Below are 25,208 nucleotides of genomic sequence, written 5' to 3'. Positions count from 1 at the left end.
CAAGTTCTTGAAACTCTTTACTACACTTTGAATTTTTGACATGCTATACTACATAAAGATGTTACATTAAGGAGGCATTTTAAATGGCAATTGTACATGCTACTGATCAAAACTTCGCACAAGAAATTTCTTCCGGCTTGGTATTGGTGGATTTCTGGGCAACTTGGTGCGGACCTTGCAAAATGATTGCTCCAGTTTTGGAAGAACTTGATGCTGAAATGGGCTCTGAAGTGAAAATCGTAAAAGTCGATGTGGACAATAATCCGGCAACAGCTGCAGAATACCAAATCATGTCCATTCCATCATTATTATTATTCAAAGATGGCCAATTGGTTGCTAAAACAGTTGGATTCCAGCCAAAAGAAGCTTTGGTTGAGTTCATCAATAACAATAAATAATGTTCTTAAAGAGCACATGGATATGTGCTCTTTTTTTATACTCACAGTTTCCGCAGAGAAAACTTCTCGCTTTTTGCATACATATATCCATATAATATAGTTAGTAAGCAGGTTGATAAAATGCAGGGTGATACTTCATGAATGAAACAATTCAAAATAAACTGGCGCTTTTGCCGGAGCTGCCCGGATGCTATTTGATGAAAGACAGGCAGGGAACGGTGATATATGTAGGAAAAGCAAAAATTTTAAAAAACAGGGTCCGTTCCTATTTTACCGGCTCCCACGACGGAAAAACGCAGCTTTTGGTAAGTGAAATAGAGGATTTTGAATATATCGTGACCTCCAGTGATTTGGAGGCTTTGATTTTGGAACTCAACTTGATCAAACAATATGACCCGAAATATAACGTGATGCTGAAGGATGATAAAAGTTATCCTTACATAAAAATTACGAATGAAAAATATCCGCGAATCATTACGACGAGAAAAGTCAAAAAAGACAAAGCAAAATATTTTGGGCCATATCCAAATGTATCTGCGGCAAATGAAACAAAGAAACTGCTCAACCGCATCTATCCATTGAGAAAATGCAACCGCATGCCGGACCGGGTTTGCTTGTATTATCATATGGGACAATGTTTGGCTCCATGTGTCAAAGAGATTGATCCGAAAATTTATGAAGAGATGACCAATGAAATTGTGCGATTTTTGAATGGCGGCCATGAAGAAGTGAAAAAAGAATTGGAGAAAAAGATGGTGGAGGCTGCGGAAAAGCTTGAATTTGAACGGGCGAAAGAATATCGGGACCAAATCCAAAATATCGAAGCGGTCATGGAAAAACAGAAAATTGTGTCAGGCGATCAAACCAACCGCGACGTATTTGGTTATGCCGTCGATAAAGGCTGGATGTGCGTGCAAGTCTTTTTCGTCCGCCAAGGCAAGCTGATTGAGCGGGATGTATCGCTATTCCCGATATACCGGGATCCGGAAGAGGAATTTTTAACCTATGTCGGCCGTTTTTATGATACGGAACACATCAAGCCGAAGGAAATTTTAATACCGGATCATATTGATAAAGCGATTTTGGAAGAATTATTACATGTGAAAGTCATAGTGCCAAAACGGGGCCAAAAAAAAGAGTTGGTGGAGCTGGCAAACAAGAACGCGACACTTGCCATCCAGGAAAAATTCCAATTGATCGAGCGGCAGGAAGAACGTACCATCGGCGCCTGCCAACAATTGGGCGAAGCGCTCAATATTGCAACCCCATATCGCATCGAAGCTTTTGACAACAGTCATCTGTATGGTGCGGATCCGGTCAGCGCAATGGTCGTATTTATTGATGGAAAGCCGGCAAAGAAAGAATACCGCAAATATAAATTGAGGGAAGCTGCAAAACATGACGACTATGGCGCAATGCAGGAAGTCATCCGCAGGCGTTACACCCGTGTATTGAGGGATCATTTGCCGCTTCCGGATTTGATCATCATCGACGGTGGAAAAGGGCAGATGGAGGTTGCCCGGGAAGTGTTGGAAGATGAACTGGGATTGTCCATTCCCATCGCCGGTCTTGCAAAGGATGATAAGCATCGCACTTCAGAGCTCTTATTCGGGGATCCGCCCGTTTCCATTCCTTTGAAAAAAACGAGCGACGCCTTTTACTTGCTTCAGCGCATACAGGATGAAGTCCACCGCTTCGCCATCACGTTTTTAAGACAGCAGCATCAAACGAACGCTTTCCGCTCGGTTCTCGACGAAATCGAAGGCGTGGGTCCAAAGCGGAAAAAGCAATTATTGCATCATTTCGGCTCCGTGAAAAAAATCAAAGAAGCATCTGTTGAAGAATTGATGGAAGCAAAGATGCCCAAAGCGGTTGCGGAATCCATCTATCAACATTTCCATGGAGACACATTGTCAAAGCAATAACTGTATGATATTGTAAGTTTGAAAAGTTGAAATGTTCAGATAGTAATGGGAGCTTCATGGGCAACCGGCAGGAGAAGCAGGATTTCCGAGGTGCTATGGAATTGTACGTTCCGGTTGAATCTGTTTTTATCAAAGCAATATTTGACAGTCAGAATCCTGATGGTTCTGAGGAGCTATCTCAAAAAGGGGAATTGAGGCAGCTTTTCACCACCCTTGTGAAGAGTTGCTTTTTTCTTTCGTCATAGAAACATTGGAACTTCGCTTGGCTAGTGAAATTAAGGGGAGTGTAGCGATGATTAACATTGTAGTGAAATTGAATGAAAAGAATTTGTCTACGCCTGAACAAATTGGAGAAACAGCAAAAAGGCTGATTGAAGAAAAAAAATTTGGCCGCAATGTGGTGGCGGTGGTCCCTTCAACGGAATTGATCAACGGCAGTTTGGAAAAAATCGCCTTTTCATTATCCGATTCCCCAACGGAAAGGGAATTGGATGCCATCCATTCCACAAATGCCCAAATCGCCGCCAGCTTGTTGTCCATCGCCATTCAAAAAAGGGGGTTTAGAGCCCATTCCCTCAATGGTTGGCAACTTGGGGTGCGAACAACGAAAAAAACGGCAGGACATGCCCGAATCGAAGAACTTAACGGGGATGTCATCATCGAACGGTTCAAAAAAGGTGAAATTGTGGTTGTAGCAGGTGGACAAGGGGTCGATGAGGAAAATGACATCACCTTGCTTGGCGATGGAGGATCAGATACAACTGCGGTAGCGGTGGCAAAAAGCATCGGTGCAGATCGGGTTGAAATTTATACGGAACTTGACGGAGTGTATACAGGAGATCCAAGCACCATTCAGCGGGCACGCAAACTGATAGACATCACATATGATGAGATGTTGGAACTGTCTTATTTGGGTTCCAAAGTCGTTCACCCGAGAGCAGTGGAGTTGGCAAAAAAATTTGAGATACCAATCGTTGTCCGCTCGAGTACAAAAAATGTCCGAGGTACATTGATTAAGGGAGAGATCGAAATGGAGAAAAATTTAATCGTTCGTGGCGTTGCATATGAGACTGACATCATCCGTTTTACAGTCGGCTATGAATCTTTGGAAAAATCTTCCCTTGCGAATTTGTTCAATACACTGGCGAAACATCATGTGAATGTGGACATAATCGTTCAGTCCGTTATGAGCGAAGTGAAGCCGACAATCTCTTTTTCAATTGCAAAAGAAGATTTGGCGAATGCGGTGAAAGTTCTTGAAGATCATAAAGAAGAACTCGGCTTCCAATTTGCGGATTTCGAAGTCGGTTTGGCAAAAGTGTCCATCGTCGGTTCGGGCATGGTTTCCAATCCGGGGGTGGCTGCAAGAATGTTTGCCCGTTTATGCAAAGAAAATATACCTGTGAAAATGGTTTCCACTTCCGAGATCAAAGTTTCCGTTGTTGTGCCTCAGGATGATATGATCCGCGCCGCCAACGCATTGCATGAAGAGTTCGGCCTTGCCGAGGAATTGGTGTGAAATAAAAAAGGGGGGCGAAATTGCCCCTCACTCTTTCGTTTTTTCTTTCAAATCCATTTTTACAGTAAAGAAAACTTGATGCTGGTTTTCCTTTTTTTCTTCAAAGCATTCCGTCAAAAAGCCTTTGAAATTTTGGATCTGTTCAGCGATAAAGCCGGCTTCCAAGCGGAAATTCCGCTCTTTGATCTTTAACTGCTCCGGATCATTCGTTAAGCGGAAAACGAATCCGTCTTTCGTTTCTTTTTCAAGGGTGAGGTCGCCCCATCCCGCATCTTTAAAGAAGGAAATGATCAAAGGGATATCGGTGCACGGGAATTTGCGGGCCAAATCTTTGCCTGCCCAATAAAGAATATCTTTTTCATGTTTTCCCAGGATGGATGGCAATAAATAATCCCTGATCAGTTCGTAACCGAAATAAGGGAATGTGTCTCTAGTTGCTGTCATATACCAAGAACCTCTTTCTACACATTTTTTTCTTTTTTTGTGAGATTATTGAAATATCGAAAAATAGAGAAAAATGTCACTTTAGAGAAAAACAGTCAATTTTATAGAAAATTTTGAAAAATTTTTACTTAGATAAATATTCGCAACGAACCTTGACGGTAATAGTTCATGGGGGTACAATGAACTTGTCATAATATTGTACCATTATGAGTAATACAGTCAATGCATAAAGCGTTTACAATTTGTGACGACTTATTGACTACTTATTTTTATCATTTAAGGGGGTATCAGTCTTGGCAAAAAATGAGTTTTACTGGCGCCGACTACATTCTTTACTTGGTGTTATTCCTGTAGGGCTATTCTTGATCTTCCACTTAAGTGCAAACTTTACAGCAACAAGAGGAGAAGAAGCTTACAACAATTTTGTAGCAGGAATGGACAAAGTTCCTCTACTAATCGTTATTGAATGGATTGTGATTTACATTCCGATCTTATTCCATGGTTTATATGGAATTTTTATCGCCTTTACAGCAACACCAAACAACAAGCGCTTCAGTACATTCCGTAACTGGATGTTCTTATTGCAACGAATTACTGGCGTGTTTCTAGTAATCTTCATTGCTTGGCACATTTTCCAAACACGCATCCAAAAAGCTTTAGGTGCAGAAGTAAACTTCAATATGATGGAAGAAATCGTTGCAAATCCTTGGATGTTAGGATTCTACATTGTGGGTATCCTTGCAGCTACATTGCACTTATCTAATGGTTTATGGGCATTCTGTGTAAGCTGGGGTATTACACAATCTCCACACTCACAAAAAGTGTTCACTTGGCTTTCAATGATTTTCTTTGTAATCATCAGCATCATTGGTATATCTGCAATTCTAGCATTCGCTTAATCACTAAATAGAACATCCAAACAGAAAAGAGGAGTGAGAAAAGATCATGGCTAAAAAGAAATTAATCGTTGTTGGAGGCGGCTTGGCTGGTCTAATGGCAACGATGAAAGCAGCCGAATTGGGTACTGAAGTAGAATTATTCTCATTAGTTCCTGTTAAACGTTCACACTCAGTATGTGCACAAGGCGGAATTAATGGTGCAGTAAATACAAAAGGTGAAGGGGATTCTCCATGGATCCACTTTGACGATACAATTTACGGTGGGGACTTCTTGGCAAACCAACCACCAGTTAAAGCGATGTGTGAAGCAGCACCTGGTATCATTCACATGTTCGACCGTATGGGAGTTATGTTCAACCGTACTCCTGAAGGTTTACTTGACTTCCGTCGTTTCGGTGGTACATTGCATCACCGTACTGCATTCGCAGGTGCAACAACAGGTCAACAATTGCTTTACGCTCTTGATGAACAAGTTCGCCGCTACGAAGTGGAAGGTTTAGTAACAAAATATGAACACTGGGAATTCCTTGGTATCGTTCTTGACGATGAAGGAGTTTGCCGTGGTATCGTAGCGCAAGATTTGAAAACTTCCGAAATCAAATCATTCCGCTCTGATGCAGTAGTTATGGCAACAGGTGGTCCTGGTATCATCTTCGGTAAATCAACAAACTCTGTCATCAACACTGGTTCAGCAGCGTCTATCGTATATCAACAAGGTGCATCATATGCGAACGGTGAGTTCATCCAAATTCACCCAACTGCGATTCCTGGTGACGACAAAAACCGTCTAATGAGTGAATCTGCCCGCGGTGAAGGTGGACGTATCTGGACATATAAAGATGGTAAACCTTGGTACTTCTTAGAGGAAAAATATCCTAAATATGGTAACTTAGTACCTCGTGACATCGCAACTCGTGAAATTTTCGATGTTTGCGTAAACCAAAAATTAGGTATCAATGGTGAAAACATCGTATACCTTGACTTGTCTCACAAAGATCCGCATGAACTTGACGTTAAACTCGGCGGTATCATTGAAATTTACGAAAAATTCGTTGGTGACGACCCACGTAAAGTACCAATGAAAATCTTCCCTGCAGTTCACTACTCAATGGGTGGATTATGGGTTGACTACGATCAAATGACTGAAATTCCTGGTCTATTTGCTGCCGGAGAATGTGACTACAGTCAACACGGTGCAAACCGTTTAGGCGCGAACTCCTTGCTTTCTGCGATTTACGGCGGTATGGTTGCCGGACCTAACGCAGTTAAATACATGGAAGGCTTGAGAAGACATGCGGACGATCTGCCACAATCTCTATATGATCAATATGAAAAACAAGAGCAGCAAAAATGGGATAACATCCTAAATATGGATAAAGGAAATGAAAACGCATACTTGCTTCATAAAGAACTAGGCGAATTGATGACAGACAACGTAACAGTTGTACGTTATAATGACCGCCTACAAAAAACATATGACACACTTGGTGATATGTTGGAACGTTGGGAAAATATCAACATCCACGACACTCAAAAATGGAGCAACCAAGGCGCACACTTCACTCGTCAATTGAAAAACATGTTGTATCTTGCACGAGTAATCACAAAAGGTGCTTTATTGCGTAACGAATCACGCGGTGCGCACTATAAACCGGAATTCCCAGAACGTGACGATGAAAACTTCTTGAAAACAACAATGGCGAAATTCGATCCATCTACTGGAGAGCCAATCATTACTTATCAAGATGTGGACGTATCATTAATTCCACCTCGTAAACGTGACTACTCTTCGAAAGGGGATAATTAATCATGAGTACACAACAAGTGGAAAGTGGAAAAAAAGTAAGATTTAAAATTTTACGTCAAGATAATCCAAATGGTGCGAGCCGCTGGGAAGAATTTGATGTACCATATCGCCCAGGCATGAACGTGATTTCGGCATTAATGTATATTCGTCAAAATCCAGTAACTGCTGATGGAAAACAAACAACACCAGTTACTTGGGATATGAACTGCCTCGAAGAAGTTTGTGGTGCATGTTCGATGGTGATTAATGGTCGTCCACGTCAATCCTGCTCTGCGTTGGTCGATCAACTTGAACAACCAATTCGCCTTGAACCAATGAAAACTTTCCCAGTTGTGCGTGACTTGCAAGTTGACCGTAGCCGTATGTTCAATGCGTTGAAAAAAGTTAAAGCGTGGATTCCAATTGACGGATCCTACGACTTGGGTGAAGGTCCACGCATGCCTGAACGTAAACGTCAATGGGCATATGAATTATCAAAATGCATGACTTGCGGTGTTTGTTTCGAAGCTTGTCCAAATGTTTCCGAGAAATCCAGCTTCATTGGTCCGGCTCCGCTTTCTCAAGTGCGTCTGTTCAACACACATCCAACAGGTGCGATGAACAAAGACGAACGTTTGGATGCAATCATGGGTGAAGGTGGACTAGCAAACTGCGGTAACTCTCAAAACTGTGTTGCTGCATGTCCTAAAGGTATTCCTTTAACAACATCCATTGCTTCTCTAAACAGAGCGACAACTGTTCACATGTTCCGCAAATTCTTCGGTTCCGACCACATGGTAGACTAATACAAAAAAACGCAGCCAATTCGATTTCGGATTGGCTGTTTTTTTTTGAAAAATGGATGACCAATTTTAAAGAGTTTGCATACTATAGTAAGCGATTTGATTGCAGAGGGGCTGCAATATCGAATTCCCCCCTACTTTTCCCCACCCCTTTCAACACGGTTCGACATTTTCATTCATTTCGATGTTCAAACAACTATTGTATAATCATAATTGTTATATGAATAAAATAAGGGGATGGGAATATGAAAGAAGCTTATATTGACGATTTACAACAATGGGAGAAAGAATTTAAATTTTACACTGAAGAAATAGTCCGGTTTGGTGATGTAGACATGTATGGCCATTTGAACAATGTGGTGCCTTTTTCTTATTTTGAACATGCCCGCATTGAGTATTTCAAATGGCTGAACATCAAAAGCAATTGGGGTTCGCAAGATGAACAATTGATCCCCGTTGCAGCGGATTTGCAATGCGATTATTTGAAGCAGGTCTATTACGAAGAGAAATTGAGGGTTTATGTGAAAACAGCCCGTGTGGGGAATTCATCCATAGATCTTCATTATATGGTAAAAAATGAAAAAGATGAAATTGTATTAACGGGAAGAGGGGCTTTGGTGCAAATCAATAAGGAAACAGGAAGACCTGCCCCATGGACTGAGGAACAAAAGGCAATATTAATTGGGAAATAGTGAAAATGCCCTCACAGCATTACCCCTCCTGACATACTTTACATAGAGAGGAGATAGGAGGGTGTTGCCTTATGAGTAGCCCGCAGCATCGTTCGCTACTAACGAAAAGAGAGCGGGAAATATTCCAATTATTAATTTTGGATTATTCCACAAAAGAAATATCCCAGAAATTGGGTATCAGTGAAAAAACAGTGAGAAATCATATTTCGAACACAATCCAAAAGCTGGGAGTTTCCAGCAGGTCACAGGCACTGATCGAGTTGTTAAGGCTAGACGAATTATCATTGCACTAAAAAAATTTTGCGATTCAGTTCATCATATCTGTATTCCTTTTCAAAATAACAGCCGTTTTTGCATCCACATTCTTTTTTATGTTTAAGCTGTGCATGTTTCGGGCAAATTAGCATTGATGATCATGGCATTCAGTTGAAAAGATTGTCTCCTCCTATTTCTTTGTATATAATAAAGAATCGTTGAACGAAGTAAAGAATTAATCCAAAATAGAATAGATATGAATTGACATACAAATGAAATAGGATAGAGGCGGTAACAAGTGAATGCCCCGATAGGCGTTATTGATTCAGGAGTTGGCGGCTTAACGGTTGCAAAACAGATCATCAAAGCTTTACCTAATGAAACAATCTATTATATTGGAGATACTGCAAGGTGCCCTTATGGCCCACGAAGAAAGGAAGAGGTTCTCAAATTTACGCTGCAATTGGCAAGAGCATTGGAAAAGAAACATATTAAAATGCTCGTCGTCGCATGTAATACGGCAACAGCGGTTGCATTGGACGCGTTAAGGGAACAGCTTTCGATTCCGGTAGTGGGCGTCATCAATGCAGGAGCCCGGGCAGCGGTGAAAAAAACACGGCGCAATGAAATTGTCGTACTTGCAACGGAAGGAACCATAAAAAGCGGTGCATATGAACGTGCACTTCTTTCATTAAACACAAAGGCGAAAATCATTCCTCTTGCGTGTCCGACATTTGTGCCGCTTGTGGAAAGCGGAGAATATGAAGGACAGTTTGCATTCGACCTTGTAGCCAATGGATTAAAGCCGCTTGAAAATAAAAGTTTTGATACAGTCATTTTAGGTTGTACCCACTATCCGATGATCCAACATCATATCGAAAAGGTAGTGGGACCCAATGTGACCGTTTTATCTTCAGCGGAAGAAACGGCAAAAGAAGTAAAGGAACTTTTGAACTATCAACATTTGTTTCGAACAGAAAAAAGCAAACCGCATCATATTTTCTATGTGACCGGCTCTGTGCCCATTTTCCGTTCCATCGCTGAAAATTGGCTGGAAATGGAACATCTGGATATCCGAAAAATACATTTAAAATAAAAGCGATATTTTATCCAATCACTTTGAGTCTCATGCGATTCGGTACAGATGCGGCAATAGTATCGGTTGTACCGAATTGCATGAGACATGAAGAAAGCTCGAAAGGTACATTTCGAGCTTTTTTACTTGTAGGGCAGTGCTACAAGCTATAATGAGTGTATGCCTGAAAAGTTTTAAAAATGTGCAATGACTTTTTTCTAAAGGAAAAGTATGTTAATATATGGGCGATTATTTTTAGGAGGAAAGTGCATGAGAGTAGATAGAAGAGAAGTAAACGAATTAAGACCAGTCTCTATAGAAACGGATTATTTGATGCATCCTGAAGGTTCAGTATTGATTCAAGTTGGAAATACAAAAGTGATTTGCACAGCCACATTGGAAGACAAGGTGCCAAGTTTTCTTCGTGGACAAGGGAAAGGCTGGATCACTGCAGAATATTCCATGCTGCCAAGAGCCACACAAGAGCGGACAGTCCGTGAAGCATCCCGGGGGAAAATCGGCGGCCGTACGATGGAAATCCAGCGTTTAATTGGACGGGCACTGCGGGCAGTGGTCGATTTGGAAGCATTGGGGGAAAAAACGATTTGGATAGACTGCGATGTCATTCAAGCGGATGGAGGAACGCGTACGGCTTCCATTACAGGTGCATTTGTTGCCTTGACACAGGCCATTGCAAAACTTCATAAAGAAACCCCATTTGAAAAGTTCCCTGTGACAGATTTCTTGGCTGCGACAAGTGTAGGTTTCATCGAATCCATCGGTCCTGTGTTGGATTTGAATTATGCGGAAGATTTTGAAGCAATGGTGGATATGAATCTTGTCATGACAGGAAGCGGCCGGTTTGTTGAAATTCAGGGTACCGGGGAGGAAGCGACTTTTTCCCGCGATGAATTGAATGCATTGCTTGATTTGGGGGATAAAGGGATTCGCGAATTGATTGAAATACAAAAATCGGTTCTTGGCGAAGATGCGAAGCTCATTCAAACAGAGGAGTCGGAAGAATGAAACAAGTAGTGATTGCAACAAAAAACAAAGGAAAAGCCAAAGATTTTGAAGCCATTTTCAAACCGCTGAATTACGAGGTCATCACCATGTTGGATGTCGCAAACGATATGGAAATAGAAGAGACGGGAACAACCTTTGAGGAAAACGCGGTATTGAAGGCGGAAACGCTCTCAAAAGCCCTTGGAAAACTTGTGATAGCGGATGATAGCGGATTGGAGGTAGACGCCCTGGGAGGCGAACCAGGGGTGTATTCCGCCCGTTACGCGGGGGATCATGACGATGAAGCGAATATTCAAAAAGTGCTCGTGAACTTGGAGGGAGTGCCCGATGAAAAACGCACCGCCCGCTTCGTCTGTGTCATCGCCATCAGCGGACCGGATATCGAAACCAAAACTTTCCGTGGCACTTGTGAAGGGACAATCTTGCACGAAAAACGTGGTTCAAACGGTTTTGGCTATGATCCGATCTTTTACGTACCGGAACTCGGCAAAACCATGGCGGAACTGACTCCGGAACAGAAAGGGGCCATTTCCCACCGCGGAAATGCCATTCGAAAGCTGACAGAGGAATTGCCGAATGTATTGAAATAAGAAGCAGACAGTTTGGTAATTTTTATAAACAATTGAATTCTCCATAAGGATTTATTATATTATTGGTAATGCTGTGAAAATGGAGGAAAAGGAAATGATACCAAACTGTCCAAAATGCAATTCGGAATATACCTATGAAGATGGAAATTTGTTTATTTGTCCTGAATGCGCCCATGAATGGAGCGGGGATGAACAAACAGAAGAAGATGGACTGATCGTAAAAGATGCTTACGGCAATATCTTGCAGGATGGCGATACGGTGACCATCATTAAAGATTTGAAGGTAAAGGGGAGTTCATCCACATTAAAAATCGGGACAAAGGTGAAAAACATCCGATTGGTGGAAGGCGACCATAACATCGACTGCAAAATTGACGGCTTTGGCGCCATGAAACTGAAATCCGAATTTGTGAAAAAAGCGTAAGAAAAGGGGCACAAGCGGCCTCTTTTTTGTTTGGGACAAGACGATGTATATTTCTTCAGGCATTTGCATAAATTTCAATCAGAACGGCTAAGAAATTTTGAATGAACCTTTTACATTTATAGAAAAATTTATTAATATTTTATGCAGTTAGAGGATTTTTTCGTGAAAAGCAACCAATAAGGGTGAATCCGATGAAAATATTAGTAATGAGCGATACCCACGGAGATGCAGAAATTATTCAAACGGTAAAAAGCCGCCATCCTGAGGCGGATGTGGTCATTCATTGCGGAGACAGCGAACTGGATTACGATCATCCGTATTTGGAGGGGATCAAACGGGTTCGCGGAAATTGCGACCGGGACAAACGCTTCCCGGATGAAGAGCTGTTTGAAGTGGAAGGGAAAAAGATTTTTGTGACTCACGGCCATTTATTCAATGTGAAGTCCACCGTGATGAATTTGTTTTATCGCGCAAAAGAAGTGGAAGCCGATGCGGTTTTTTTTGGCCATTCACACGTGCTGGGGGCAGAGCTGATAGACAATGCCTTGTTTGTAAACCCGGGCAGTTTGTTGAAGCCGCGGGGAATGGATAAAAAGAGTTACGCGGTGATTGATTGCAAGGAGAATGTTTGGAGAGTCACCGCTTATACAGATCAAGGCGAAGAAATTTTTCAACAGAAATTTCAGTTGGAATAATTGGAGAAAAATGTAGTGTGAAAATCAGGGAAAAAATAAAAAAATCCGTTGACATTTTCACACTACACTAATATAATAAATATTGTCCTTTGGAAAACGAAATATGTCTCAGTAGCTCAGCTGGATAGAGCAACGGCCTTCTAAGCCGTCGGTCGGGGGTTCGAATCCCTCCTGGGACGCTAGAAAAAAGCTTGCAGATGTTGATTTATCAATGTTTGCAAGCTTTTTCTTTTTCAAAATGTCCTGTTGAAAAAATTTATTACACATATATTACACAAATAATAGCTTCTAACTACTTAATAAAAGCAGAAGGAGATCCTATTTCAACTTACCCGGTTTTAAACTGATTGTATAGCTCACTTGAATTAGCATTAATAATGCACCAATACCAATGATGCTGACTAGCTGTGAGTTACCTGTAAACACAGAATAAAACATGAGACCAAATGCTAAAAACACAAGACCCCAAATGACTAATTGATATAGATGAAATAAACCTTTTAACATGACATATTTTTCACCATCATCAAATTGTTCAAAATATTCTTCATGATAATTTTTTGATTGAGGATCGGGAAACTTAAAATTGGGATTTGTAATTTTCACAATCTTTTCACTTGGAATAAAGCTCGCAATTGAAACAACCATCAGTATAGCGCTTGCGAACACAATTACTGGTTGAGAATCTCTTAATAGTAAAAATCCTATCAGAAGAGCCGTAAAGGAAATGGACATTGCTATTTGAATATAAGTTGCAGCAGTATAAGCTTTCCTTTCCAATGACACTTGATGACTATCTTCCTCTTCCATGCTGACTTCCATCAAGCTCCCTTGTTCCGCTTTCCATATATTCAAACGTGCCAATATTAAACAGAAGATCACAGCCAAGTTGGAAACGATTAATATATTTCCCTCAAATGATTGCATCTTTAATCCGGACAACAACTCATATATTCCATATAAAAAAATCGCAATATACAGAATCAATAATTTCATGACAGTTCCTCCTCACTAAAAATAAATACATTTTCAATCGGTTCATTAAATACCTTTGCAATTCTGACAGCAATCAATAATGAAGGCATATATTCATTTCTTTCGATTAAACTTACTGTTTGTCTGGAGATTCTGGCCCTTTTCGCTAACTCCGTTTGAGTGAGGCCATCTCTTGCCCGTAATTCTTTGAGACGGGTTTTCATTTTATCACCTCGAATCAATTGTAAATGATATTTGTCGTTTTGACAAATATATTAGTCAAAATGAAAAATATCCATTGCAAAAAACATTAGAATTTCATTTGGATTTTTCTGTTTTTTTATTTGTCCTCCATTTAATAAATGTGGCCTGCTCCATTGAAGTAACCGAGGGGAATGTGTGTTTTATTTTATTGGCCGGGTCGTCAAAATCATTATATGATTAGTGCGGTATGATCAAGTGCCAAAGCTCAGTTTTCTCCCGGAACGCTAGAAAAAGCCCTACAACCACAACGGTTGTAAGGCTTTTTGCTGTACCCATAGTGAAACTTCAACATTTTTCCCCGAAATCATTCCTTGATTATTTCTGACGCTTAAAGACAAAAGTGTAGTAATCTACATAAATGCTGTCCACTTGATTTTGGTCATTTGTCGTGTTGGTATATTCTGGGACGATGTTGACCAATTCCCAACCTTCACCTCCATATTCATTTAGCATGGTTTCAACATTGCTTTCTCCCTCCAAGCTCATAGGACGGGTTTCCACTTTGTATTCCCAATTTGCCATATCCAACACCTCCAATTTTTTATATTCGACAAACGCCGACAATCCCCTACGAAAAAAATATGACAAAAAAATAAACATAATGGGCATACTTCACGATCAGGAATCTTCGACTGAGTCCCCTCAAGCTCCGGTCGGGGGAATTGAATTCACAAAAAAGAGGCTGGGATAAAAGATAAAAAACACCATTTTCTCCCGGGAGAAAATGGTGTTTTTTTGATAATTGAAGAAAATTGATTTCCGTTCCGGGGACGCTTTCCGCGGGCCCGGCTCGAGCCTCCTCGGAGCTCAATCCTTCGCTCCTGCGGGGTCTCGAGAGGGCTCGTCGCAGGAAAGCTTTTGCTTTGCGACTAAGCGTGCGCGACAGGAGCACTCGCCCCGTCACTCCAATCAATTTTTTACAAAAAATCTTTTTGCAGCTCGTTCACTTTATTAGTTATGTCCCAGCCTCATTAAAAAAGGAAGAATGCATCCTTTGCAATCTCTTAAAATATAAACAGGATGAGCGCGGTAGCAGCTATGCCTGCATAAAACCAGAATGAATTCTCCTTCATGCAATCAGTAAATTTTTTCATTTCATCCCCTCCCTTTAGCATAATTATATTCAAGAGTTAATATTATTTCATAATAGAGCCCTGTCCTTTTTCAATCTGATATGAATATATAAAAATTCAGGGTGATTCTTGTAAGATTCGAGAGGGAGAGATAATTTTTTCATAGTATATGGGGAATCGAAATATAAAACCCATCCAATTCAAAATTGGATGGGAGCATTTTTAGCCTTCCAATAACTTAATAAATTCTCTCATCAACCCTGGCAAATCAGGCCAAGCGTGACCGCTTACGAGATTTTGATCTACATGGAGGTTTTTATCGACATACGTACCGCCCGCCGCTTTCACTTCCGGTTTACATGCGATATAAGCTGTCAATTCGCGGCCTTTAATCACTTCCGGAATGGTCGCGAAAATTTGTGCGGCATGGCAAACAGCGGCAATCGGTTTTCCGGCTTCAAAGAAATGTTTGACAATGGATGGCACAGATTCGTTCAATCGGATGTACTCCGGTGCGCGGCCGCCTGGAATAATAAGGCCATCATATTCTTCCGGTTTGATGTTTTCAAATGCCTCATGCGCTTCCAAACCATATGCGGGACGTTCAATGTACGTATCGACGCCATCGACAAAATCATGGACAACCGTTTGCAGTTTTTTTGCGGAAGGTGCCGCAATGGTTACATCAAAGCCCGCTTCAAGACAACGATAATAAGGATAATACACCTCAAGCGCTTCTACAGCATCACCAGCAAGAATCAACACTTTTTTGCTCAACATTACCGCCTCCTATCAAACTATGGAATTATTTATAAAATTCACTATCAAACTTAAAAATCCTTCTATCCATAAAAAAAATGGGCCGACTTTTTCCCCGTTTGGCAAATTGCCATGTCCACATCCTGTTGGAAGGGCAGGAAAAACATGTGCAGATGGCAAAGAAATTAATGATGAATCAATAGCCGCAGGTATTCTTCTTAAAAAAAGTGCCAATTATATTAAATGGAAACACTAAAGGAGGTCATATCCATGATAAAAAAATTAATGATGGCAGGGCTTACCCTCATGTTGCTGTCTGCTTGCGGCACAGACACATCAAATGAAAATGATAATGCGATGAATGAAACAGACACAACAACCAATGTCCAAACCAGCACAACGGCGGACACGAATGCAAACGGAGACGTAGATGTGACGAATCCGGCTGTTTCGATGAAAGAGGCAATTGACACATTCTTGGCGAAATATCCGGATGCGAAAATCGAATCCATTGAATTGGATGCCGATTTTGGAAATTTGCGTTATGAGATCGACGGTTTTGATTCTGCAAAAGAATACGATGTAGTAATTGATGCGTCCACAAAAGAAATGAAAGTGGAAGAAGTTGAAGCAAATCATGACAGAGATGAAGCTCTGGATCTTTCAAATATTATTGAGCCGGGAGAAGCCATCGAAAAAGCTTCTGCAAAAGAGGAAGTCAATGGTTTTACCCCTGTCGGTTGGTCTCTTGAGGTGGATGATGGCAGAACACGCTATTCCATCGAATTTAAAAAGGGCCTTTCTGAAATCGATATAAAAGTTGATGCGAAGACGGGTGAAATTATAGAAGTGGATGCAGATTAGCGAGATGAGAGCAGCACCTTCCCGGATATTGAAGGTGCTGCTTTTCTTTTTCCGTCCTGCGCATGATTTCATCTACCTACTAATCATAGTAACCATATATTTTTGAAATCTCTTTTGCTGTATCTTTAATGGCAACGATCAATTTCTCTTCAATCGTCGGGGTTATACAATCATTTTTTGAAATCACCGCAAGTGATAAAAAGATTTCACCGGTATAATCCCGGATTGGGGCGGCATAACCGGAATAACCAACTGCGTACGTATCCTTCATCATCGCAAAACCCTGGGAACGGACTTTGATGAGTTCATCCCGCAGTTCATCCGGATCGGTCAACGTGTAAGGGGTATGTTGTTTCAATGGTTTCGATAAAATATAGTCAATGATTTGCCGGTTTTTGTATGCCAAAATGGCCATTCCTTCCGCTGTACAGTGGATATCATTTTGCCGGCCGGTTCTGGTTATAAGCTTCATCGGAATGTTTCCCGTTTCTCTCATCAAATAGGTGACTTTTTGTTGCTCCATCATGCAAATGTGAATGGGCAAGTTGAATTTTTTTACAAATTGCTGCAGCAGCGGCCGCGCATCATCGAAAAAATCAATGTGATACTTCACAATTCCTCCAAGAGCTAAAATGGAAAATCCTAATTTATACTTTCCCGTTTTCCGGTCTTGGATCAAAAATCCTTCTTCCACCATTTCTTTTAACAGGCGATGAACAGAGGATTTCGGAAGCTCCATCAATTGGGAAATTTCAGTGACCGAAAGCTCTTGCCTCCGGTTTTTAAACAATTTTAAAATCTGTAACGCTTTTTTGACCGATTGAACAAAATATTTTTCATCCAATGTATGTTTCATGAATCAACGGCTCCTTCGAATGTTGGATCATGCATGATATTTCTTTGCTTGTTTCTTTCACCAGCTGGGTGATTTTCGAAAGTTGCGGCTTCATGCGTGCATGCAATCCCGCTATGCTGATGGAAGCCAAAACTTCCCCATCCTTGTTAAAAATAGGCGCACCAACAGCAAGGACGTCTTCCACCATTTCCCGTTCGCTGATAAAGTATCCTTTTGCCCGTCCATCTTCCAAGCGTTTCAACAATTGTTCGATGGAAGAGATGGAATACTTTGTGGGGCGTTCGAATCCGTCCGCATACCATTCACGGATGGTTTGTTCATCCACATAAGCAAGCAAAGCAAGCCCCGATGCCGTGCAATGGGCAGGATTCCGCTTTCCGATATGAGATTGCAAATGGATCCGGTATTGATTATCTTCTTTTTTTAAATAGATCACTTCTTTTCTTTGCAATACGGCAATATGGGAAGATTCCCCGGTTTCCTCCGTACATTTTTTCAAATACCTCGTCATTTCTTTCAATGGGTAAAACCCCTCTAACATGATATTGGCCAAATATAAAACGGAAAGTCCCAAATGGTATGTATTGGAACGGGTATTTTGCACGATAAATCCTTCGCTCTCCAATGTTTGAAGCAAACGGCAGGCGGTGCTTTTTGAAATGCCGTTATTGGCAGCGAATTCGTCAAGCGTCAGTTCGGTGTGATCAACGGAAAACGTTTTTAAAATCCGCAAAGCATTCTTCAAAGAACTGTTGGAAGTTCTCATCATTCATTTCCCCTTTATTCCGGTTTAATAAAAAATATGCATGAAACATTAAAATTTTTCAAATAAGAGAAATTTTAGCAATTATTTTTTTGCATGTTCCGCATAGCGGAATATGATTCTTCTATATTCAATATTTTCAAACTATTATCACTATTACAATAGTTTTTTTACTAAAGGGGGATCGCGATGGCAATCCATCAAGTCTATGAAACGAAAGTGGGTTTGAGAGATTATCAATTTCAACGGCTCAATGAATTGTTGTTATTTGTTGGCCGGTTTAATGGTTTTTATAAAGAGAAATTGGATGGCATTCATTTACCCATAAAAAATTTTGAAGATTTAAAGCGCTTACCATTTACAACGAAAAAGGAACTCGCGCAAGATCAAATCGATTATCCGCCATTTGGACGGAACCACACCTATCCAACGGAAAATTATATCCGTTACCATCAAACTTCCGGAACTACCGGAAGGCCTTTGAAAATATTGGATACCCGAAAAAGTTGGGAATGGTGGACGAACTGTTGGGTGGAAGTGTTAAAAAGTGCGGGAGTGACCCAGTTTGACCGATGCTATTTGGCCTTTTCCTTTGGACCGTTCATCGGCTTTTGGGCGGCTTATGATGGCATCCAGAAATTAGGTGCGCTCGCCATTCCCGGTGGTTCAATGTCTTCGGAGGAGCGCTTAAATAGCATGATCCAAAATCATGCAACCGTTTTATTATGTACACCAAGTTATGCGTTGCACCTTGCGGAAGTGGCGGAGAAGGTAGGGATCGATATGAAAAACTCCAGCATCCAAAAAATCATTTCCGCAGGGGAGCCGGGGGGATCCATTCCGTCCGTCCGTCAACAAATCGAAAATTTATTTGGCGCCAAATTATATGACCATGTGGGAATGACCGAGATGGGCGCATATGGGTATTCCTGTCAAAAACGAAATGGCATTCATGTAAATGAAAAAGAATTCATTGTTGAAATCATCAATCCTGACACATTGGAACATGTAAAGCCTGGAGAAAAAGGGGAACTTGTCCTGACAAATTTAGGGCGATACGGTTATCCGATGATTCGATACAGAACGGGAGATGTCGTGATCTATCAAAAGGAACCTTGTGTTTGCGGCAACCCGCATCTGTTTTTGCCTGGCGGTATTGTGGGCCGGGCCGATGATATGGTCGTCATTCGGGGAATGAATATTTATCCGACTTCGATTGAGGCAATAATTCGGGAATTCCCTGAAATTAAAGAATTCCGGATCGTTTACTATACAGAACGGGAAATGGACCAAGTGAAAGTGCTGATTGAAGGTCCGGATAGTGCCGTTGAGCCGCTCGCAAGACTGTTGCGCGTCAGAATTGGACTGAGAATTGAAGTGGAGCGGGTGGAAAATAATCATTTAACCCGCTTTGAAATGAAGGCAAAACGGGTGATTGACCAAAGGGAATCGAAAGTCAGGGGAAATGTCAATGGAATATCAATTTAAAATCCAGTTTGGTGATACGGATGCGGCCGGCATTGTTTACTATCCGAATTATTATCGGTATATGGACAATGCGACCCATGCATTTTTTGAACAAATCGGTTTTCCAACTCAAGAATTGTTGGAAAAGCGTTACTCAATTCCACTGCTTGAAGCTCATTGCAATTTTTTTGCACCAGGCTATTTTCATCGGATCATTACCGTGACAACGAAAGTGGAGGAACTTCGGGAAAAGGTATTCAAATTGGCCCATCAATTTAAAGATGGGGAAACCGTCATCGCACAAGGTTATGAGGTGCGTGCCTGGGTTTCTCTGAAAGGGGAAAAGCCAAAAGCTCAACCGATACCGGAAGAGCTTAAACATAAATTACAGCAATATCAAATAGGAGGGTAAAAAATATGACAAATGAAAGAGATGTATTGGTGATCGGTGCAGGTCCGGTAGGGATGACTGCAGCTCTTGCATTGCACAACTTAGGGTTGAAGGCGACGATTTTGGAAGCGGAAAAGGAAGGAAGGGTGCGTCCGGGAAGCCGCGCGATTTATATTCATAAGGCAACCCTTGAATTTCTGGAACAAATTTCACCGGGGTTGGGCAAAAAGCTTGCGGACATAGGAATCGTATGGCAAGTGAAAAGGACTTTTTACAAAGGGGAAGAAGTGTATAAACGGGTGTACGAGCCACCTAAACCAAATACAATTCCCGCTTTTACAAGTTTGCATCAACACGAAATTGAAAAAGCGATGTATCAGGCATGTATTGAAGCGGGAGTGGAGTTTGTTTGGGATGAAAAAGTGACGAATGTGAAAACTTCCGAAGAGGGCGTAACCGTCGAAACGGAAAAGGGAGAATGGAAAACTAAATACGTCATCGCTTGTGATGGAGCCCGGTCGGTTGTGAGAAATTCGGTCGGCATCAAATTTGAAGGGCCGAGAAAGTCCGATGCATTCGTCGTGGTTGATGTGGCGGAAGATGAAAAAAATCCGTTGCCGATTGAACGGGTATTCCACTATCAACATCCAAATGTTGATGGAAGAAATGTGCTGTATGTTCCATTTAGAGGAGGTTGGCGAATCGATCTTCAATTATTTGAAGAAGATGACCGGGAATATTATGGTTCAGAAGCCGGAGTCCGCGAATGGCTTCCAAAAGTGATGGATCCAAAATATGCAGACCGTATTACGTGGATTTCAACATATACCTTCTATCAAGTAGTGGCGGAAACATATACCGATCAGCATAACCGGGTGATTTTGGCGGGTGAGGCGGCACATCTCTTTGCACCATTTGGGGCGCGCGGCTTGAATTCCGGGGTGCCGGATGCGATTGTCGCGGCGAAAGGCATCCAAAAAGCGCTTGAAGTGGAGTCCAATGAAGAGGAGCGCAAAAAACATATTCAAGCGGCAGCCGATGAGCGGTTAAAAGCAGGCCGTTGGAACCGGCATTGTTCCAACCTCGCCCTGGAACATATCCAAGGAACAAACGAAGACATCAAATTACGGAGAGAGATTGCCGCATTTTTGGCACCACATATTCCAAGTCTCGGAAGATGGCTGGATGAAGGTCCATTCGGGCCACGAACAGGGCATCCGGAGTTAGCGACAAAATATTAATTCGATGGTTGGAAGGAAGGGAATCGTGACCTTCCTTCCCATTTTCTTTTCAAACAAAGGGGGAAAATGATGTATACAAAACCGTATAAGCGAGTATGGGGAATGCTGTTTTTAGGTTGGGTCTTCGCATATTTTGATCGCACGATTACTGGTCCGGTCGTTTCTTGGATGATTGCCAATGATGCCGCTTTGATAGCGGAATCTTCAAATCCGTATGCTCTCGGCGGATTGCTCGGCAGTTTATTTTTTGCAGGGTATATGTTGACCCAATTTCCAGGCGGTTATTTTGGGGATCGATACGGCCACCGGAATATGGTCATCCTGAGTATACTGTGGGCTGGAATTACAACCTTTTTTACTGGCCTTTTAGAAGGATTGTTCGTATTTGTTGCATTGCGCATTTTGACAGGATTAGGTGAAGGGGCGTTTTATTCGAATGACCGTTCACTGATTGCCCAAGTGACTCCTCCAAAAAAGGTGGGGCTTGGCATGGGCATTGTCATGGGCGGCCTATCTGTAGGTTTGACCCTTGGATTGGTTGGAACGATTTATTTAATTGAATGGGCTGCACCGTTTTTGGGAACGGATGCTTGGAAATCACCATTCTTAATTTTAGGGGCCCTTACGATATTGTTTGGATTGATTATGCTGAAAGGGATTCCAAACAATATCGACGAAAAATCGAAACCGGGTGGATTGATAAAGTCGGTCAAAGGATTGGGAAGTTATTCCCTGCTCTTTTTGGCCATTATTTTAACGGTTTTTATTGTGACGAATAATCTGGGATTATCTGAAGGAATGATGGCGGCCATTTTTACGGTATTCTCCATTTTATTTGTCGTCTATATTTATCAGTCCAAGAAAGAAGTGCGTCCTGTACTAAAAAATCGGAATTTGTTTTTACTTTATCTTTCAGCGATTCCCATCATGTGGCATTTATGGTTTTACAGTTTCTGGTCCGTTTCCATCGTACAGGAATTTGGAGGAGGGACGCTCCTTACTGCTGCCCTCGTCGCATCATTTAATGCCATTGCCGGCTTAATCGGTTTCCCATTAGGCGGATTGATTTCGGATAGAGTGTCCCATTCGGAAAATGGGCGCCGCAATGTCTTACTGGTTTTAACTGTATTTTTTGCATTATCCGTTTTCCTGTTCGCTTTTTATTTAATGAGCGGTGCTTCCAATTTGGTCGTTATGTCCCTCATCTTGTTCATTTCAGGCATTTTGTTTTTTGCCGTACAATCGATTCAACATGCTTTTGTCTCCGATTTGGCGCCGGTTGAACATCGCGGATCCGCTTTTGGTTTGTGGAATTTAATTGCGGAATTTGGCGCATTGCTTTCCCCGGTTGTGTCAGGGGTGTTGAGAGATTCTACGAATGGCTGGAGCGCGCCGCTGTTGTTGGACGGCACTTTAGTCGCTGCAAGCTGTGTTTGTATTTTATTCATCGTCCAAAAAACAGGCAGCAAAGAAAAAATGGAAAAGCCGAGGACCAAAGAAGTAAGTATGACCCCATAAAATTTTTTACTTAATCGCAAAAGATTTTATTATTTTAAAATAATAACCCTTTAGGAAAAGGGTTATTTTTGTTTATTGTAAATATTTGCAGTTATGTGATTTATATCATATAAATGGTAGATTGTTTGTACTATAATAAAAAAATATATATCATTATTGATAATTTAAAAATTAAATAAAGGACGAATGTATGTGGATATCATGAAGCAGGATATAAGCAGAGAACTTTTCATGGAGATTGATCAACTTCACACCATCACAAACATTAGTGAAAATTGTTCCGACTTATTAGGGTATGAACAAGATGAAATGATTGGTTCCAACTTTTATCAATATACAGTCGATTTTCATGAAAACCTTCTTCAATTCAGAGGAATAATTGAAATCCAACTGCGTGGGAAAAAGGGAAATGTCCGCACCTTTGATGTATTCGTTGTTCCTGATGCAATTGGAGGGGCTAAAATGTCACTCATTGACATTACGAAATATAAACAGATTGAAGAATCAGAAAAACGGTTTCGAATGATATTGGAAAATACGGATGATGTCGTTTATATGTATCAAATCCTTCCGGAAAGAAAATTTTTATATGTCAACAGTGCCATGGAGCGGGAAACAGGATATTCTTTGGAAGATTTTTACCACGATCCTGACCTTCCATTTAAAATCGTGCACCCTGAAGACCTGCATGTCCAATTAAAAAAAATAACCGGCACCACCAATTTCAGTGAACCGTTTCAAGCAAGATATATGAAAAAAAACGGCCAATATATTTGGTGTGAAGACCGGGTCATCCCTTTTTATAATCATAAGGGGAAGTTGGAAAAGATTGCCGGATTTAGCCGGGATGTTTCCGATCGGATAGCGCTTGAAAAGAAGCTGAAGGAACTCAGTTTTTACGATAGTTTAACCAGTCTCTTTAACCGGAATTATTATGAAAAACAGGAGGAAAAATTAAATACGAGGGATGACAGGCCCATCGGTATTATTATTTGCGATTTGGATAATTTGAAACATATTAATGATTCGCTTGGTCATACATATGGTGATAAATTGTTGATACAAATGGGGAATTTATTGAAAAATTCGCTTCAATCCGAAACCGTTGCCAGATACGGCGGGGACGAGTTTGTCATTTTAATCGAAAATACAACCGAGAGCAATGTGAAAACCATATTTACAAAAATCCGGAAAACCATTGATGAATATAACCGGACCCATGTGAATTTGCCGATTGAATTGTCGATGGGATGGGCGTTTTCACCCCATTCAATTGGTTACATGAAAAAAACTTTCAAAGAAGCCGACAGAATGATGTATGCTGAAAAATATAAAAAGAAAAGGATTTAATGGCCCGTATGGATAACAATCGAAAGTAATCAAAGCATGCATTTTATGAAGGTTGAAGCGGCGATTCCCCATTCTTTTTTTGTCAATTAATGAAGATGTGCCTAGATAGTGGCATTAGCATTTTCACTGAAGTTGTACAAACTAAGACAACGGAGGTGAAAATGATGAAAAGAAAACATAAAATGAACTTTAACAAAGGAAGCCAAAAGGAAAATCGTAGAAAAAGGGCGGAAGAATTGGCGAGAGAATTTGACCACCATGTCGCCAATATCCGAAACCGTAAAACCAATGACAAATCATAAAATTTGATGAAAGATCCAATTGAATGATGCTCCCCATCAGGAAAGGGAACATGTTCCTGAATGGGGATTTCCCCATTTTTTGCAGACTGTACTTTTATGATAGACAGGCTGTGGAAAAAAACTGGTTGAGATAAAACGATCGAATAGTCAATTGCCGGTTGGAACCGGATGCGCGGGTGATGCAATTGACGCCATTGGTGGGGATAGGAAAATTGGAAGGGCTGAAAGTAATAATAAATGGGCTTTGATTGAATGAATCAGTGATTATTTTACTATAAGATACTTGTGGATAAAATATTGCGAAAATTTCTTACTAAGTCCTTAGTACGAGAAGGTTTTGTCAGAAAAATCGTTAATTATGTTTTCAGTATTTTCATTATCAAAAAATTGATAGATAATTTAGGTATAGCGTAAAGAATATTTTTTTCAGCAACAATTGTCCCGGATGATTTCATTAATTACTATACCAACGTTGACAATGTTTTCTAAAAAACTTGATTAAATAATAACTCGTATTCGCCATCTAATATTTTTGAAGGGCAACAATCCGGTTGCCACTTTTCTTTCCGGTATTTCTTAAACGATGAATGTAATCATTGTTTGCTGAAGGAAGTATTCTTTACCTATTGACCTCCACCTTAATTGTAAAAAATAACTTTTTCAGTAGAGAGAAAGGGGACTGTCCGGAAAGTAATAATTTTCATGGCAGCCCTCACTTCCGATATTTTTTAAGATTTTTGCTCCCGCGGTGGCCGCATCAAAGGCTCCACCCATGTCCAATGTATTTTCAGCGATTGTAATAGATTTATCTGTGGCTAACCGCGCGCAACAGCCACAAGGGGGCGGGTCGACCC

General features: G+C 41.0%; 27 protein-coding genes and 1 tRNA gene. 21 read left to right on the top strand and 7 right to left on the bottom strand.

All coding sequences use genetic code 11. The annotated features are described in order from the left end of the window. The first annotated feature begins 83 nt into the window (after positions 1–83). The 3 genes from trxA (at position 84) to NST13_RS05720 (ending at position 3,842) form a co-directional block, all read left to right on the top strand. The gene (gene trxA, locus NST13_RS05730; protein ID WP_342469001.1) at positions 84–398 is read left to right on the top strand and encodes a thioredoxin; all 315 of its coding nucleotides are present in this window, start codon (positions 84–86) and stop codon (positions 396–398) included. Positions 399–535: 137 nt separating this feature from the next. Beyond that, positions 536–2,323: an excinuclease ABC subunit UvrC gene (gene uvrC / locus NST13_RS05725; RefSeq protein ID WP_342581622.1), complete on the top strand. Its 1,788-nt coding sequence runs from the start codon at positions 536–538 to the stop codon at positions 2,321–2,323. A 292-nt stretch (positions 2,324–2,615) separates the two neighbouring features. Beyond that, positions 2,616–3,842, top strand: coding sequence for an aspartate kinase (locus NST13_RS05720; RefSeq protein WP_342581621.1), 1,227 nt, complete (start codon positions 2,616–2,618; stop codon positions 3,840–3,842). Positions 3,843–3,869: 27 nt separating this feature from the next. Here NST13_RS05720 and NST13_RS05715 read toward each other — a convergent pair whose 3' ends face one another. Then, positions 3,870–4,286 (bottom strand): YslB family protein, encoded by a 417-nt coding sequence (locus tag NST13_RS05715; RefSeq protein WP_342469004.1) that lies wholly within the window; start codon positions 4,284–4,286, stop codon positions 3,870–3,872. Between the two features lie 293 nt (positions 4,287–4,579). Between NST13_RS05715 and NST13_RS05710 the strand changes: the two genes are divergently transcribed. The 11 genes from NST13_RS05710 to NST13_RS05660 all read left to right on the top strand — a co-directional run bounded on the left by NST13_RS05710 (position 4,580) and on the right by NST13_RS05660 (position 12,710). Continuing rightward, positions 4,580–5,185, top strand: coding sequence for a succinate dehydrogenase cytochrome b558 subunit (locus NST13_RS05710; protein WP_342581620.1), 606 nt, complete (start codon positions 4,580–4,582; stop codon positions 5,183–5,185). A gap of 46 nt (positions 5,186–5,231) precedes the next feature. After that, positions 5,232–6,992, top strand: a complete 1,761-nt coding sequence (gene sdhA / locus NST13_RS05705) for a succinate dehydrogenase flavoprotein subunit (protein ID WP_342469006.1) — start codon at positions 5,232–5,234, stop codon at positions 6,990–6,992. Positions 6,993–6,994: 2 nt separating this feature from the next. Beyond that, positions 6,995–7,777 (top strand): succinate dehydrogenase iron-sulfur subunit, encoded by a 783-nt coding sequence (gene sdhB / locus NST13_RS05700; protein ID WP_342469007.1) that lies wholly within the window; start codon positions 6,995–6,997, stop codon positions 7,775–7,777. A gap of 242 nt (positions 7,778–8,019) precedes the next feature. Beyond that, the gene (locus NST13_RS05695; protein ID WP_342581619.1) at positions 8,020–8,466 is read left to right on the top strand and encodes a thioesterase family protein; all 447 of its coding nucleotides are present in this window, start codon (positions 8,020–8,022) and stop codon (positions 8,464–8,466) included. A gap of 71 nt (positions 8,467–8,537) precedes the next feature. Then, positions 8,538–8,759, top strand: a complete 222-nt coding sequence (locus NST13_RS05690; protein ID WP_016837203.1) for a LuxR C-terminal-related transcriptional regulator — start codon at positions 8,538–8,540, stop codon at positions 8,757–8,759. A 260-nt stretch (positions 8,760–9,019) separates the two neighbouring features. Then, positions 9,020–9,817 carry a glutamate racemase gene (racE, locus tag NST13_RS05685; protein ID WP_342469009.1) on the top strand — a complete coding sequence of 266 codons (798 nt, stop codon included), beginning with the start codon at positions 9,020–9,022 and terminating at the stop codon, positions 9,815–9,817. A gap of 249 nt (positions 9,818–10,066) precedes the next feature. Further along, positions 10,067–10,822, top strand: a complete 756-nt coding sequence (gene rph, locus NST13_RS05680) for a ribonuclease PH (RefSeq protein WP_342581618.1) — start codon at positions 10,067–10,069, stop codon at positions 10,820–10,822. After that, positions 10,819–11,412 carry an XTP/dITP diphosphatase gene (locus NST13_RS05675; RefSeq protein WP_342581617.1) on the top strand — a complete coding sequence of 198 codons (594 nt, stop codon included), beginning with the start codon at positions 10,819–10,821 and terminating at the stop codon, positions 11,410–11,412. The genes rph and NST13_RS05675 overlap by 4 nt, the downstream gene beginning before the upstream one ends. 94 nt (positions 11,413–11,506) lie before the next feature. After that, positions 11,507–11,836 carry a zinc ribbon domain-containing protein YjdM gene (locus NST13_RS05670; protein WP_342581616.1) on the top strand — a complete coding sequence of 110 codons (330 nt, stop codon included), beginning with the start codon at positions 11,507–11,509 and terminating at the stop codon, positions 11,834–11,836. Between the two features lie 191 nt (positions 11,837–12,027). Further along, positions 12,028–12,531: a metallophosphoesterase gene (locus NST13_RS05665; RefSeq protein WP_342469013.1), complete on the top strand. Its 504-nt coding sequence runs from the start codon at positions 12,028–12,030 to the stop codon at positions 12,529–12,531. A 105-nt stretch (positions 12,532–12,636) separates the two neighbouring features. Beyond that, positions 12,637–12,710, top strand: a tRNA-Arg gene (locus NST13_RS05660). Between the two features lie 139 nt (positions 12,711–12,849). Here the strand turns inward: NST13_RS05660 and NST13_RS05655 are convergent. The 4 genes from NST13_RS05655 to NST13_RS05640 form a co-directional block, all read right to left on the bottom strand. Then, a complete protein-coding gene (locus NST13_RS05655) occupies positions 12,850–13,527 on the bottom strand; it encodes a DUF3169 family protein (RefSeq protein ID WP_342581615.1) in 678 nt (225 codons plus the stop codon). Further along, complete coding sequence (locus tag NST13_RS05650) at positions 13,524–13,730, bottom strand: helix-turn-helix transcriptional regulator (RefSeq protein ID WP_342469015.1); 207 nt, start codon at positions 13,728–13,730, stop codon at positions 13,524–13,526. The genes NST13_RS05655 and NST13_RS05650 overlap by 4 nt, the downstream gene beginning before the upstream one ends. Before the next feature lie 355 nt (positions 13,731–14,085). Further along, positions 14,086–14,292 (bottom strand): DUF4177 domain-containing protein, encoded by a 207-nt coding sequence (locus tag NST13_RS05645; RefSeq protein ID WP_342469016.1) that lies wholly within the window; start codon positions 14,290–14,292, stop codon positions 14,086–14,088. 773 nt (positions 14,293–15,065) lie between these two features. Continuing rightward, positions 15,066–15,620 (bottom strand): DJ-1/PfpI family protein, encoded by a 555-nt coding sequence (locus tag NST13_RS05640; protein WP_342471275.1) that lies wholly within the window; start codon positions 15,618–15,620, stop codon positions 15,066–15,068. Between the two features lie 252 nt (positions 15,621–15,872). Here NST13_RS05640 and NST13_RS05635 point away from each other — a divergent pair, with 252 nt between their 5' ends. After that, positions 15,873–16,466 (top strand): PepSY domain-containing protein, encoded by a 594-nt coding sequence (locus tag NST13_RS05635; protein WP_342581614.1) that lies wholly within the window; start codon positions 15,873–15,875, stop codon positions 16,464–16,466. A 79-nt stretch (positions 16,467–16,545) separates the two neighbouring features. Here the strand turns inward: NST13_RS05635 and NST13_RS05630 are convergent, their stop codons facing one another. Next, entirely contained in the window at positions 16,546–17,322 is a 777-nt protein-coding gene (locus NST13_RS05630) for an IclR family transcriptional regulator (RefSeq protein ID WP_342581613.1), read from the bottom strand. Next, entirely contained in the window at positions 17,303–18,091 is a 789-nt protein-coding gene (locus tag NST13_RS05625) for an IclR family transcriptional regulator (protein WP_342469020.1), read from the bottom strand. Before NST13_RS05625 ends, NST13_RS05630 begins: the two co-directional genes overlap by 20 nt. 183 nt (positions 18,092–18,274) lie before the next feature. Here NST13_RS05625 and NST13_RS05620 point away from each other — a divergent pair, with 183 nt between their 5' ends. The 6 genes from NST13_RS05620 to NST13_RS05595 all read left to right on the top strand — a co-directional run bounded on the left by NST13_RS05620 (position 18,275) and on the right by NST13_RS05595 (position 24,354). Next, positions 18,275–19,573 (top strand): AMP-binding protein, encoded by a 1,299-nt coding sequence (locus tag NST13_RS05620; RefSeq protein ID WP_342581612.1) that lies wholly within the window; start codon positions 18,275–18,277, stop codon positions 19,571–19,573. Continuing rightward, a complete protein-coding gene (locus NST13_RS05615; protein ID WP_342469022.1) occupies positions 19,557–19,964 on the top strand; it encodes a thioesterase family protein in 408 nt (135 codons plus the stop codon). The genes NST13_RS05620 and NST13_RS05615 overlap by 17 nt, the downstream gene beginning before the upstream one ends. A 5-nt stretch (positions 19,965–19,969) precedes the next feature. After that, positions 19,970–21,184, top strand: coding sequence for an FAD-dependent monooxygenase (locus tag NST13_RS05610; RefSeq protein ID WP_342469023.1), 1,215 nt, complete (start codon positions 19,970–19,972; stop codon positions 21,182–21,184). Positions 21,185–21,253: 69 nt separating this feature from the next. Beyond that, positions 21,254–22,702 carry an MFS transporter gene (locus tag NST13_RS05605; protein WP_342469024.1) on the top strand — a complete coding sequence of 483 codons (1,449 nt, stop codon included), beginning with the start codon at positions 21,254–21,256 and terminating at the stop codon, positions 22,700–22,702. 201 nt (positions 22,703–22,903) lie between these two features. Then, the gene (locus NST13_RS05600; RefSeq protein WP_342581819.1) at positions 22,904–24,052 is read left to right on the top strand and encodes a diguanylate cyclase; all 1,149 of its coding nucleotides are present in this window, start codon (positions 22,904–22,906) and stop codon (positions 24,050–24,052) included. Positions 24,053–24,213: 161 nt separating this feature from the next. Continuing rightward, positions 24,214–24,354 (top strand): hypothetical protein, encoded by a 141-nt coding sequence (locus tag NST13_RS05595; RefSeq protein ID WP_342469025.1) that lies wholly within the window; start codon positions 24,214–24,216, stop codon positions 24,352–24,354. The last annotated feature ends 854 nt before the right edge of the window (positions 24,355–25,208 follow it).

The sequence above is a fragment of the Ureibacillus sp. FSL W7-1570 genome, from assembly GCF_038593265.1.
GTDB lineage: Bacteria > Bacillota > Bacilli > Bacillales_A > Planococcaceae > Ureibacillus > Ureibacillus suwonensis.
Note: the sequence above shows the minus strand (reverse complement) of the source record. Positions and strands in the feature narration are given on the sequence as shown.

Coding starts and splice junctions, on each gene's coding strand:
- NST13_RS05715 (WP_342469004.1), bottom strand. CDS start 4,286: ATGACAGCAACTAGAGACACATTCCCTTATTTCGGTTACGAACTGATC.
- NST13_RS05720 (WP_342581621.1), top strand. CDS start 2,616: ATGATTAACATTGTAGTGAAATTGAATGAAAAGAATTTGTCTACGCCT.
- NST13_RS05630 (WP_342581613.1), bottom strand. CDS start 17,322: ATGAAACATACATTGGATGAAAAATATTTTGTTCAATCGGTCAAAAAA.
- NST13_RS05595 (WP_342469025.1), top strand. CDS start 24,214: ATGATGAAAAGAAAACATAAAATGAACTTTAACAAAGGAAGCCAAAAG.
- NST13_RS05610 (WP_342469023.1), top strand. CDS start 19,970: ATGACAAATGAAAGAGATGTATTGGTGATCGGTGCAGGTCCGGTAGGG.
- NST13_RS05645 (WP_342469016.1), bottom strand. CDS start 14,292: ATGGCAAATTGGGAATACAAAGTGGAAACCCGTCCTATGAGCTTGGAG.
- NST13_RS05635 (WP_342581614.1), top strand. CDS start 15,873: ATGATAAAAAAATTAATGATGGCAGGGCTTACCCTCATGTTGCTGTCT.
- NST13_RS05605 (WP_342469024.1), top strand. CDS start 21,254: ATGTATACAAAACCGTATAAGCGAGTATGGGGAATGCTGTTTTTAGGT.
- NST13_RS05670 (WP_342581616.1), top strand. CDS start 11,507: ATGATACCAAACTGTCCAAAATGCAATTCGGAATATACCTATGAAGAT.
- NST13_RS05625 (WP_342469020.1), bottom strand. CDS start 18,091: ATGATGAGAACTTCCAACAGTTCTTTGAAGAATGCTTTGCGGATTTTA.
- sdhA (WP_342469006.1), top strand. CDS start 5,232: ATGGCTAAAAAGAAATTAATCGTTGTTGGAGGCGGCTTGGCTGGTCTA.
- NST13_RS05690 (WP_016837203.1), top strand. CDS start 8,538: ATGAGTAGCCCGCAGCATCGTTCGCTACTAACGAAAAGAGAGCGGGAA.
- NST13_RS05675 (WP_342581617.1), top strand. CDS start 10,819: ATGAAACAAGTAGTGATTGCAACAAAAAACAAAGGAAAAGCCAAAGAT.
- NST13_RS05620 (WP_342581612.1), top strand. CDS start 18,275: ATGGCAATCCATCAAGTCTATGAAACGAAAGTGGGTTTGAGAGATTAT.
- sdhB (WP_342469007.1), top strand. CDS start 6,995: ATGAGTACACAACAAGTGGAAAGTGGAAAAAAAGTAAGATTTAAAATT.
- NST13_RS05600 (WP_342581819.1), top strand. CDS start 22,904: ATGAAGCAGGATATAAGCAGAGAACTTTTCATGGAGATTGATCAACTT.
- NST13_RS05655 (WP_342581615.1), bottom strand. CDS start 13,527: ATGAAATTATTGATTCTGTATATTGCGATTTTTTTATATGGAATATAT.
- trxA (WP_342469001.1), top strand. CDS start 84: ATGGCAATTGTACATGCTACTGATCAAAACTTCGCACAAGAAATTTCT.
- NST13_RS05650 (WP_342469015.1), bottom strand. CDS start 13,730: ATGAAAACCCGTCTCAAAGAATTACGGGCAAGAGATGGCCTCACTCAA.
- NST13_RS05695 (WP_342581619.1), top strand. CDS start 8,020: ATGAAAGAAGCTTATATTGACGATTTACAACAATGGGAGAAAGAATTT.
- uvrC (WP_342581622.1), top strand. CDS start 536: ATGAATGAAACAATTCAAAATAAACTGGCGCTTTTGCCGGAGCTGCCC.
- NST13_RS05615 (WP_342469022.1), top strand. CDS start 19,557: ATGGAATATCAATTTAAAATCCAGTTTGGTGATACGGATGCGGCCGGC.
- rph (WP_342581618.1), top strand. CDS start 10,067: ATGAGAGTAGATAGAAGAGAAGTAAACGAATTAAGACCAGTCTCTATA.
- NST13_RS05665 (WP_342469013.1), top strand. CDS start 12,028: ATGAAAATATTAGTAATGAGCGATACCCACGGAGATGCAGAAATTATT.